General features: G+C 48.5%; 9 protein-coding genes. 2 read left to right on the forward strand and 7 right to left on the reverse strand.

Annotation, left to right across the window (positions count from 1 at the left end; translation table 11 throughout):
- The first annotated feature begins 104 nt into the window (after positions 1–104).
- Both BN3912_RS00465 and BN3912_RS00470 read left to right on the forward strand, forming a co-directional pair.
- Positions 105–1,010 (forward strand): DMT family transporter, encoded by a 906-nt coding sequence (locus BN3912_RS00465; RefSeq protein ID WP_195906758.1) that lies wholly within the window; start codon positions 105–107, stop codon positions 1,008–1,010.
- Positions 1,011–1,994, forward strand: coding sequence for an acyltransferase family protein (locus BN3912_RS00470; RefSeq protein WP_023984836.1), 984 nt, complete (start codon positions 1,011–1,013; stop codon positions 1,992–1,994). It begins immediately after the preceding gene.
- A gap of 101 nt (positions 1,995–2,095) precedes the next feature.
- Here BN3912_RS00470 and BN3912_RS00475 read toward each other — a convergent pair whose 3' ends face one another.
- From BN3912_RS00475 to BN3912_RS00505, 7 genes are all read right to left on the reverse strand, one after another.
- Complete coding sequence (locus BN3912_RS00475; protein WP_023984838.1) at positions 2,096–2,749, reverse strand: carbohydrate-binding family 9-like protein; 654 nt, start codon at positions 2,747–2,749, stop codon at positions 2,096–2,098.
- Between the two features lie 6 nt (positions 2,750–2,755).
- A complete protein-coding gene (locus tag BN3912_RS00480; protein ID WP_004368517.1) occupies positions 2,756–3,844 on the reverse strand; it encodes a phosphotransferase enzyme family protein in 1,089 nt (362 codons plus the stop codon).
- A gap of 3 nt (positions 3,845–3,847) precedes the next feature.
- Positions 3,848–5,839, reverse strand: coding sequence for a glucosamine-6-phosphate deaminase (locus BN3912_RS00485; protein ID WP_023984839.1), 1,992 nt, complete (start codon positions 5,837–5,839; stop codon positions 3,848–3,850).
- Between the two features lie 43 nt (positions 5,840–5,882).
- The gene (locus BN3912_RS00490) at positions 5,883–6,881 is read right to left on the reverse strand and encodes a glycoside hydrolase family 130 protein (RefSeq protein ID WP_023984840.1); all 999 of its coding nucleotides are present in this window, start codon (positions 6,879–6,881) and stop codon (positions 5,883–5,885) included.
- Positions 6,882–6,892: 11 nt separating this feature from the next.
- A complete protein-coding gene (locus BN3912_RS00495; protein ID WP_023984841.1) occupies positions 6,893–8,170 on the reverse strand; it encodes an MFS transporter in 1,278 nt (425 codons plus the stop codon).
- A gap of 96 nt (positions 8,171–8,266) precedes the next feature.
- On the reverse strand, positions 8,267–9,058 hold the full coding sequence (gene nagB / locus BN3912_RS00500) for a glucosamine-6-phosphate deaminase (protein ID WP_016665539.1): 792 nt from the start codon (positions 9,056–9,058) through the stop codon (positions 8,267–8,269).
- A 34-nt stretch (positions 9,059–9,092) separates the two neighbouring features.
- Complete coding sequence (locus BN3912_RS00505; RefSeq protein ID WP_023984842.1) at positions 9,093–10,721, reverse strand: beta-N-acetylhexosaminidase; 1,629 nt, start codon at positions 10,719–10,721, stop codon at positions 9,093–9,095.
- Positions 10,722–11,261: the final 540 nt, after the last annotated feature.

Here is an 11,261-nt window from a genome sequence, read left to right on the forward strand (position 1 = left end):
ATCCGTTAACAGGTACATCTGTTTGAAATGTACAATAAACCTACGACGTTTGCAAGTATTGCAATAAAGTGCTATCTTTGCAGGCGGTTTTTCATTTCTATATCATGCACAATCATAAGATACAGGCCCATGCGGCCATACTCTCGGCAAACATCATCTTCGGACTGGGCGTACCGGTTACCAAGATGCTGCTCGATCAGTGGGTATCGCCTATGGCTTACATGGCTACACGCTGCATCGGGGCGGCATTGATATTCTGGCTGATAGGGCTGTTTCGCCCTCGAGAGAGGGTAGAGCGTAAAGATTTGCTCGTTATCATGGCTGGCGGATTGTGCGGTTTCGTAGTTTCTCAAACGCTTACGGCATGGGCTTTAACCTATACCACGCCCGTTTACTTTTCGCTCATAGCCACACTAACGCCGGTAGCCACCATGCTCATGGCGGTTATCTTCTTGAATGAAGGTATCAACCGTATGAAGACAATCGGCGTGTTTGTGGGCGTTGCGGGCGCTATAATCATGGTTATTGCGAGCTGGCAGGGCGGTGCGGGGCGGAACGATGTGCTCGGTATTGCACTCACCATGCTCAGTTTGCTCACGTGGGTGGTGTATCTTATCATCACGCGCAAGGTATCGCAGAAGTATAGCGCCGTAACGCAAATGAAATGGGTGTTCCTCGTATCGACCGTGGCTGTGCTGCCTTTTGCGTGGAAAGAGCTGCCCTTGCAGCCTCTCTACATGGGTAATTACGGGGCAGAAGGCCTTTCGGGCGTGTTGGGCATGGCTTTTATCGTGGTATTTGCTACGGTGTTGGGCTATTTCACCATACCTTTTGCCATGAAATACCTGCGTGCCACAACCGTGAGCGTATATACCAATCTGCAACCGGTGGTGGCTTCGGTGGTGGCTTTTGCCGTAGGTCAGGATGCTCTTACGTGGGACAAACCCGTGGCAGCGGTGCTTGTATTGTTGAGTGCCTATATGGTTACCAAGTCTGCCGATGGCGGATAAATGTTTTTATTATATGAAGCGATGGTGATGCAGACGGCGGAAAAGACCGGCAGAGTGGCCGAAATAGACTTCGTGAAGTGTGTGCTGATTGTGCTGATGATTGCCTTTCACTTGGTTTTCATCGGCGACAGCTATCCTTATGCCAAGCAAGTGGTCTACACGTTTCATATGCCCGGCTTCCTCGTTATATCGGGCTATTTGCTCAATGTGGGCAAACCGTGGCGCAAGTTCCTGCGCACTATGCTGTGGATATTTGTTCCCTATGCCGTGATGGAGAGCGGTTATACGGTGATGGCAGCGGTGTTGCCCATTCGTGAACATATCGATTCGCTCACCTTTTCTTTATATATAAATAAAGTATTGCTTCATCCTTTGGGACCGTATTGGTATCTGCATACGCTTTTATTGTGCAGCACGGTCTACTATGGTATAGCGTATTGCGGGCATATTGGGCCGCTCGGGCGTCTTGTGGCGGTGGCTCTGTTGTACGGTCTGTTATGGTATGTCGGAATTGTCTCGCTGCCCTGTGCGCTGTATTTCCTCGGCGGAGCGGCGGTAAGGTTGTGCGGTGTGCGGTTTACGCGTTTCTTCCGGCCGTCGTTATGGGCGCTCTTGCCTATGACGGTACTGTCATTTTTCCCCGTTAATATGGATAAAGGTTCAATCGGTGGCGTACTTTTTGTTTATCTGTCTGTGTGCTTTATCCTCGGTATTTACCGCGTTTTGCAGCAACGGGGCGCACAACTGTTGCCGGCAATGCTCTTTGTTGGGCGGAATACCCTGCTGTTGTTGCTCTTTTCGCCCGTGTTTACAGCCTTGGCAAAGCTGTGGCAACCTATGCTTGTTGGTATCGACCGTTCTGGCATGGTGTTTCTTGTAGTATCGGTAACTGTGGCTGTTGCGGGCAGCATAGCGATAGGGTGGGTGTTGGACAAACTGCATCTGTCGCGTTTCCTCTTCGGGAAAAGACAGGTTGTGGGCTGATGCTGCAGTCTGTAAACAACAATGCCGATGCCTCGAAACATATTATCAAGGAGCATCGGCATCATGGTGTTACCGTAACAGGCGGAATTTCTTTGTCTGTTTTATTCGAAGTCCAGTTCTCCGAAGAAGTCGGGGCGGTGGAAATCGGGCTTGGGTACGTTGATGGCATTCCATGAAAGGAAGTGCGGCGTTTGCAGCTTGTCGCCGCATTTGTAGAAGTTTCCGCGCATGCTATGTCCGCTAAACGTAGTCAGCCGATGGCGGAAGAAGGCCGAAAGGGGTACTATCAATGCCAGTTGCCAAGCATTTCTGCCCGTTTTTTCTTCGAAAGGCGTGCGTCCTAAAGAAGCCCAACGATCTACCTGCGCAAGCACTTCGGCGGGCGCCAAAGTCCGTCCTTCGCGCGTAGGGCCGCAACCTATGAGCAACGTTCCCGCACAGTTGCACTCCATGTTGTAATAGATATCGTCGCCGGCCGGCCGAGAAAAGAACTCGCAACATGCGTCTTCCCATACATGACCGTTATCATGAGGTGCCACGGCACGCACACTGTTTTCCTTAACACTGTATTCTATGAGGATCGTGTCGCCCGTATGAGCTATGCGGAAGTTTGCTTCGGGTGCGTAAGGATAGGCTTCCGCCCAGTTCACTTGGTCGATGGCATGGCGCTCGATGCCTGCTTTATCGAACAAAGCAGGGATATCTGCCGCCGATGCAGGGTGCTCCTGCAGGCGTTTTACACAAAGTTTTTTCATTATTCTTTATAGTTTTCGGATGATTGAGTGCATCTCCTCGGTGTGGCGCAGTACATCGTTGAAGAGGCAAAGTTGGTTCTTCGCCCGCACGAGGTTGTGCTCCTTATACTTGATTTTATAGTACACATCGCCGTTCAGGTAGTCGGTCAGGAAGCGCACGCACTGCATATACGGGAATAAGGCCGCCGCATAAGGCAGGTTATCGCGTTCGACCGACGTAAGAAAACTGTGCGAACCTTCGACATAGCCACGCGTGAAAGCGGTGAAAATCTGCATGTCGAACGATACTTTCTGCAAGTCCTGTTCGTCTTCGGCAGCCGTGTTGGCGCCCGTACGCAGGAAGTCTCCGTAGTCTGAAAACACGAAAGAGGGCATCACGGTGTCCAAATCGATTACGCAAAGCACACGACCTTCCTTGTCGAACATCATATTGTTGACCTTCGTGTCGCAATGACAAATGCGCTTGGGCAGTATGCCTTCGCGGTACATTCGCTCGGCCTTGCACATTTCGTAGGCATGTTTCTGCAGCTCGTCTATCATGCTTTGTACCTCTTTCACGCGCCCTGCGGCATCGGTATCGATGGCATCTTGGAACTGCAGGTTACGCAACTCCATGTTGTGGAAGTCGGGTATGGTCTCGCCGATTGTGTCGGGTATGTCGACAAGCAGTGCCTCGAAATTGGCGAAAGACTTGCCTGCATGGTAAGAATACTCCGGGGTTACGGCCTCATAGGTAACCGCATCGGGGATGAAGACGGCTATTCTCCAATAGTTATCGGCCTCGTCTTTCCAATACGTTTTGCCGTTTTCAGCAGGGATAAAACGCAGCACTTTGCGTTCTATATCGGTCTCTTTGCGCTCTTCCAACTTGTGTCTGATGTGGTTTGTCACTGCCTCTATGTTGTGTTGAAGCAGGTCTACGTCGCAGAACACCTTATTGTTGATGCGCTGAAGCACATAGTCCGGACTACCTGTTTCCTTCGTTTTAATTTTGAAGGTATCGTTGATAAGTCCGTTACCAAGTGCGGAAATGGTGTCTGCACTTCCCTTTATCGAGAAGTGAGACACCACCTTGCGCAGTTGTTCCGTATTCATATGTTAGAGAGGCTTATATTCTTTGAATGCTTCCATAGCCTCGTAGCAGGCCAATCCTAAGCGGTCGTAAAGCGCAGCCGTTGCATGATTGCGGTCTTCGGCACGTTGCCAGAACAGACGTTCGTCGCTTCCGAGGAAGGGAGCACTCTCCATTTGTGACTGATGTTTGAGGATACTGTTGCGCTTAGCACGCAGTTCTTCCGGACTCATCGGTACGCACATTTCGATATTTTCGATCTCCCATTCGGCCCAAGCCCCGCGGTACATCCAAATTCTACAGTCTTTCAACCATGCCTCACCAGCCTCTTTTTCGAGATCGATCGCGGCAAGTACCGCATCCGTACACTTGCGGTGTGTGCCGTGGGGATCGGCGAGATCGCCGGCAACATATATCTGATGGGGCTTTACTTTTCGAAGTAACGCCCTTACAATGTTGACATCTTTCTCCGTCATGGGCAGTTTTTCGATGGTACCCGACTCGTAGAAGGGCAGATCAAGGAAGTGCACGCGATCTAAGGGGATATTGTTAAAGGTGCAAGCCGTGCGTGCTTCGCCGCGTCGGATGAGGCCTTTAATAGTCAGGATGTCGCGTGTATCGAGGTCGTCTTCTTTCTTTTTCATGAGAAATTGCTTGATCTCTTTGTACTTCTTGCGTATGGTTTCGTCTTTATCGTTATCGAAAAGCTGGTTGAAACCGTTGATAAAGTGCATGAAGCGCGTTACTTCTTCATCGCCGACAGCTATGTTTCCGCTGGTTTCGTAGGCTACGTGTACTTCGTGACCTTGCTGTACGAGGCGGCGGAGCGTGCCGCCCATCGAGATCACATCGTCGTCGGGATGGGGCGAGAATACGATGACACGCTTGGGATATGGCGTGGCTCTCTCCGGTCTATAGGTATCATCGGCGTTCGGTTTGCCCCCCGGCCAACCGGTAATGGTATGCTGTAGGTCGTTAAAAATCTTGATATTGGCGTTATAGGCCGAACCGTAAAGGGCCAAAAGTTCACTCAATCCGTTCTCATTATAGTCCTTGTTGGTGAGCTTCAAGATAGGTTTGCCGGTAATCTGGCAGAGCCATACCAAAGCTGAGCGTACCAGCTTGTCGGTCCATTCGCACGATTTAACGAGCCAAGGATGAACAATTCGGGTGAGTTGACTTGCTGCAGACAGGTCGATGATTACATGGGCATCGTTGTGAGTTTGCAGGAATGAGGCCGGAATGGCATCGGTTATCTTGCCTTCGATGGTCTTCTGAATGATTTCGGCCTTTTCTTCCCCCCATGCCACAAGGTATATCTTGCGTGAACGGAGAATGGTGGAAATGCCCATAGTTATCGAACAAGGAGGCACAGGTTCACTGGTTCCGAAGCTCATAGTCATCTCCTGTCGCGACACTTGGTCAAGAAGAATAATCCTTGAAGTAGAAGTTAATCCCGATCCGGGCTCGTTCGTAGCGATATTCCCGATACGTCCGATACCGAGGAGCATAATGTCTATTCCACCGAAACTCTCGATACGTTGCTCGTAAAGGCGGCAATGCTCCTGCACTTTATCCTGTGCAACGCTGCCATCCGGTGTGAATATGTTCTGCGGATTGATATCTATGTGGTTTAGAAAGCGCTCGCGTAGCTGGTTGATGGCGCTATTGCGGGTGTCTTTGGACAGTTGAAAGTACTCATAAGCATTGAATACCACCACATTATGGAAACTTAACTTCTTTACTTTGTGGCGATGAATCAGCTCTTCGTATACTGGAGAGAGCGAAAGACCGGTGCCTAAGCCGAGTACACAAAACTTGCCTTCGTGTTGTTTGGTCTTGATTTCTTTCTCGATAGCATCGGCGATGCTTTTTGCACCGTCTTCAATCTTAGGGAAAATATCGGTAGGAATTTTCTCACAACGTGTGATTTCCGAGCGATCGACGGCTGTTTTGGGGCTATAGATCTCTACAGGAACCTTGTTCAATACAATCTCTGATGTTAGATTCAGTTTCATTTTATTAGTTCCTTTCTTATATTTAAAAATGATATGTTGAAATTTAGATAATGCTATTCTTTTTGGTGAACTCGATAATTTCGGGTATATAGCCGAACGCGATACCCGTTACAGTATCGGCACATCCGTAATATACGGCAACTCTTCCGGTCTCCGGATCGTGCAATTCGGCACATGGGAAACACACGTTCGGTACATCTCCCATGCATTCATAGAGTTTTTGCGGCGATATAAGGTATGGGCCGGAGCGATAGATGGTCTTCCAAGGCTGTTCCAAATCAAGGAGTGCCGAACCGAAACTGTATACATATCCGTTACAGGAGCGCAACACGCCGTGGTAGAACAGTAACCAACCTTCGGAAGTTTCTATGGGTATTGGGCCTGCACCTATCTTCATGCACTGCCAAGCACTCTGTTCAAAGGCGGCAGGAGACATTACATGGCGATGATGTCCCCAATATACCAAGTCTGGAGATTCGCTGTAAAAGATGTCACCGAATGGTGTATGTCCGGTATCGCTTGGGCGGCTCAGCATTGCGAAGCGCCCATTGATCTTTTTGGGGAACATTACACCGTTGCGATTGTAGGGAAGGAAAGCGTTTTCAAGTTGGTGGAAGGTCTTGAAGTCCTTAGTCCAAGCGACGCCGATCGTAGGCCCGAAGTAACCGTTACACCATGTTATATAGTAACGGTCTTCTATAAAACAGACGCGAGGATCATATCCATACACCCATGTACCTATTTCCTTGTCGTCGCATTCGAAGCGTAAAGGCTCTTCATTGATATTCCATTTCAGTCCATCTTTACTGAAACCGACGTGCAAGACCATTCGTCTGTTGGTATCGTCACAGCGGAATACGCCTGCGTAACCGTCGCCATAAGGCACGACAGCACTGTTGAAAATGCTGTTGGATGTAGGCAACAGATCGCGAGGAATAATAGGATTTTCGGAATAGCGCCACATAACAGCCTTGCTGTCTGTAGGTCTTTCTTCCCACGGCATGCCGGGTAACGGCTTGCCTTGTATTAGTAATTTGCTCATATTGTTTAAAGTTAATTGTTTTGATCAGAATATGTAAATGGCACAAACCACGTTATAAGCAATGCAGGTATAGCACATACGAGCACAAAGATAAAGAAATTCCGGTATCCGAGTGCCGTGCTAATCTCTCCGCTCATCATTCCGGGGAGCATAACTCCGAGATTCATAATGCCTGAAGCAAATGCGTAATGCGACATTTTATGCTTGCCGGGAGCGATTTGCTGCATCATAAACAGCGTAAGACCTACGAAACCGAAGCCATAGCCGAAGTATTCGAGGACGATACCTGTACCGATCAGCCAAAGACTTTCGGGCTGATAAACCGCTAAGAGGGTATATGCAACGAAAGGAATGTTGAATATAAGCGCCAAAGAGAATAGACTCTTCTGTAGTCCACGGCGTGCAATGTAGTTGCCTCCGAGTATGGAACCGAGCACAAATGCCGCAGCTCCGAACGTTCCATAGCACAAACCAATCTCTTGTTCAGACATTCCAAGCCCCTGATCTGCACGAGATGCTTTCAGAAAAAGGGGAACTATCTTGATCGCAAAGCCTTCCGCAAAGCGGTAGAGTATAATAAAAGCGATGTAATACCAAATGTGTTTCTTTTTAAAGAACTCTGCAAAAACGCCGATGAGATCATGCATAGTCTCGCTGAACGTCTTCTTTTGTTCCGACGCATGGCCGTCGGACGGCAATACAAAGAAATGATAACAGCCGATTACGCACATGATAACGGCGATAATCAGCATGATGAACATCCACGCCTTGGTAACACCGAACTCATCTATGAATACTCCGGCAAGGTAAACCAGTCCGCCTGTCGCTGCAATTTTGGCAACATTGTAGAACGCTCCCTGCCATCCGATCCACTTCGCCTGCTCTTCATTCGACAATACAGCCATGTAAGTGCCGTCTGCTGCAATATCGTGAGTGGCCCCGCTCAGGGCTATTACCGCAAACATAGCAATGGTGATGGCAAAGAAAGAGGGCAGATTCAGGGCGAAAGCTATCAGGGCGAACATTATTCCTGATAGTATCTGGGTGAGCACAACAAAGAATTTCTTGGTCTTATACATCTCGAGGAACGGACTCCAAAGCGGTTTCAATGTCCACGGCAGCATAATAAGAGAAGCCCAAAAGGTAATTTGCGCGTCGGATACCCCCATGCCTTTGTACATCAAGGTGCTAACCATATTGAGCACAACGAATGGCATTCCCATGGCAAAATACAATGTAGGAACCCACAATACGGGATTAACGCGCCGAATATCAGATTTATTTTCCATACTATTTTTATGAGTATAACAACTAAAGAGCTGCGAACTCACCATTAAAAAAACTAAGAATGAGTTAACAGAAGCCAACCCATTCTCGTACTATCTTTACAGATTATCTTTTTCGATGTCCTTGAAGTAGCGGTATGTTCCCACCTTCAGTTCATCCGTGGCAGGCTCATCGCAAACGATAATGCCATGCTCATGCAGCTGTAGAGCACTGATCGTCCACATTTGGGTGATACCTCCTTCTACGGCAGCTCGCAATGCACGGGCTTTATGGTGTCCGTTTACGAGGATCATTACCTCGCGTGCATCCATCACGGTGCCCACTCCAACAGTCAAGGCATGCTTGGGTACCTTATTTATATCGTTACCGAAGAAGCGGCTGTTGGCAATGATAGTATCGGTAGTTAGCGTTTTAACGCGCGTACGCGATGCAAGCGACGAGCACGGTTCGTTGAAAGCGATGTGCCCGTCGGGCCCTATACCGCCGATAAACAGGTCTATGCCGCCCGCTTCACGTATCATCTGTTCGTAGTGTTTGCACTCTTCGGCAAGGTCGGGAGCGTTTCCGTTGAGGATATGCACGTTCTCTTTCGGGCAATCGATGTGGTCGAAAAGATTACGGGCCATAAAGGAATGATAGCTTTCGGGATGCTCTACGGGCAATGCCACGTATTCATCCATGTTGAAGGTTACCACATTTTTAAACGAAACGCGCCCCTCTTTGTAGGCTTTAACCAGCTCTGAGTACATTCCTTCGGGCGAAGAACCGGTGGGAAGTCCCAGAACAAACTTGCGTTCAGCCGTGGGTTTAAATTCGTTGATGCGACGTACGACGTGCTCGGCTGCCCAGTGCGACAGCGCTGCATAGTCGGGTTCTATGATTAATCTCATGATTTTGAAGTTTATATAATTGTATTCTTTATTCTTAATCTGCTGCATTTTCGCGCTCATGACGTTCCGGCCAAAGGTGTTTGGCATAGGTAAGATGATACAGATCGTACATCTCCGTGAAACGTGTAAGACGGTTCTTGAACGCTTCGAAGTCTTTTTTAGCGTTGCTCCACTGTACTTCTGCCAGTGCAGACATGCGCGGAAGCACCATATATTCGGCGAAATTCTCGTTGCCGATATACTCTGTCCATAGGTTGGCCTGCACACCCAAGATATGTTTCTGCACCTCCGGAGCCACATCATTGGGCAGCGGATCGTAGCTATATACCTTTTCTACGGGCAGAAAACCGCCGATCGACAGAGGTTCTTTCCATGTGTCTTTTACCTGATAGTAATCGAAATAAGCGTAATCTACGGGACTCATGATTACGTCGTGCCCCTTATGAGCCGCCTTGATGCCCGGTTCGAGCCCTCTCCAGCTCATTACCATCGCACTTTGATTAATGTCCCCGTCGAGTATTTCGTCCCATCCGAGTATCCTACGTCCTTTGGAATTAACGAATTTCTCTATGCGATTAGTGAAATATCCCTGCAGTTTTTTTACGTCAATTCCCAATTCAGCCATCTTAGCCTTACACTTCGGGCACTGTTCCCAACGGCGGTGCGGGGCTTCGTCGCCGCCTATGTGGACGATTTTCGAAGGGAATATCTGCATCAGCTCGTCCAGTACGTTCTGACAGAAGGCGTAAGTCTGCTCGTTACCAAGGCAGAGTACCTCGTCTGAAATGCCCCATATGCGGCGCACTTCATACGGTCCGCCAGTGCAACCCAGCTCCGGATAGCATGCAAGAGCGGCCTGCATGTGGCCCGGCATGTCTATTTCGGGTATCACGGTGATATATCTGTCGGCTGCATATTTCACGATTTCGCGTGCTTCGTCTTGCGTATAATAGCCGCCGTAGGGCATGCCGTCGTACACATCCGAGTTGCGTCCCATCACTGTTTCGGTACGTTTCGAGCCGAAGTCGGTAAGTCTTGGATACTTCTTTATCTCAATTCGCCATCCTTGATCTTCTGTCAGATGCCAATGAAAAGTATTCATATTGTGCATAGCAAGCAGATCAATGTACTTCTTAACGAAAGATATCGGGAAAAAGTGGCGCCCGCAATCCAAGTGCATACCCCTATAGCCGAAGCGCGGAGCGTCTTTGATGACGACAGCAGGAAGCTCTACTTGCACAATACCCTTGCCCACGGGCAGCGATTTGCGCAATGTTTGTATGCCATAGAACACACCTTGCGGCGTACTGCCCGATATGAGTACCTCTTTGGCCGTTACCCTGATGGTGTAACCCTCGGCTTGTGCCGCCTTTTTATCTAAGGCGAGTTTTATTCCGCTCTTGCCTTTTGCGGAGGTAACTTGCAGGTTCAGCCCCGTGTTGTCTTTGATATATCCGGCAAGAAAGTCGGCATTGCGTTGCATATCGGCATTGCCTTCCGGATATACGATGGCCGTAGAAGCGTTTAAAACAAAGGGTGCTTTAGCTGTGAGCGATACCTCTTGTGGTAGAGGAATTACTTGATAATCAGCGGTAAAGTCGGCAGCTGCCACAAATAGACATTGCATACCCGTTAGGATTAGCATTAATATTTTTCTCTTCATTGATGGTAATATGTTTTAAGTTTCCTTGCAAAGATACGAAAAAAAATATCTTTTCACTATGTTAAACCTATTTTTCTTTCTCGTTTCGAAAGTTCTATTTTCCTAATAGGTGCACCACCTTGTAAATCTGTTCTTTACAATCGGGTGATACAGGGGGGCTGTCTAAGGCAAACAGAGCGGCTCTCTATGTCTGTCGGGCGGCATGTTTGTCGATATTACATGGTAGGCCTATCATGGACAGATATATGGTCTTTCTGTTATGCTTGTTTTGTCGGTCTTTTTCGTGTTGTCTGCCTGTTAGCCGTAGATGCTTGTGATAGCTGTCGCCTACAGTGTTTGTAGCACGGCATTTCTGCCCGTTCGCGCCAGTCAAAAAAATCGGATAGGCATGATGATATAACAGAATAATTTTCGTAACTTTGGATAGAATAGCGACAATCCTTTATACAAGGGCACCTTGTGCGATTGGCTGATTTTGGGGTAACGATTTGGCAACCGTTCCATTTGCTGTGTACTGCTTTGTTTTGCTTGCAAAGAACT

It is taken from the genome of Prevotella phocaeensis, from assembly GCF_900065875.1.
Classification (GTDB): Bacteria; Bacteroidota; Bacteroidia; order Bacteroidales; family Bacteroidaceae; genus Prevotella; species Prevotella phocaeensis.

Excerpts from the sequence above, each read along its gene's own strand:
- BN3912_RS00480 (WP_004368517.1), bottom strand. The coding sequence starts at position 3,844 with ATGAATACGGAACAACTGCGCAAGGTGGTGTCTCACTTCTCGATAAAG.
- BN3912_RS00505 (WP_023984842.1), bottom strand. The coding sequence starts at position 10,721 with ATGAAGAGAAAAATATTAATGCTAATCCTAACGGGTATGCAATGTCTA.
- BN3912_RS00490 (WP_023984840.1), bottom strand. The coding sequence starts at position 6,881 with ATGAGCAAATTACTAATACAAGGCAAGCCGTTACCCGGCATGCCGTGG.
- BN3912_RS00465 (WP_195906758.1), top strand. The coding sequence starts at position 105 with ATGCACAATCATAAGATACAGGCCCATGCGGCCATACTCTCGGCAAAC.
- BN3912_RS00475 (WP_023984838.1), bottom strand. The coding sequence starts at position 2,749 with ATGAAAAAACTTTGTGTAAAACGCCTGCAGGAGCACCCTGCATCGGCG.
- BN3912_RS00485 (WP_023984839.1), bottom strand. The coding sequence starts at position 5,839 with ATGAAACTGAATCTAACATCAGAGATTGTATTGAACAAGGTTCCTGTA.
- nagB (WP_016665539.1), bottom strand. The coding sequence starts at position 9,058 with ATGAGATTAATCATAGAACCCGACTATGCAGCGCTGTCGCACTGGGCA.
- BN3912_RS00470 (WP_023984836.1), top strand. The coding sequence starts at position 1,011 with ATGTTTTTATTATATGAAGCGATGGTGATGCAGACGGCGGAAAAGACC.
- BN3912_RS00495 (WP_023984841.1), bottom strand. The coding sequence starts at position 8,170 with ATGGAAAATAAATCTGATATTCGGCGCGTTAATCCCGTATTGTGGGTT.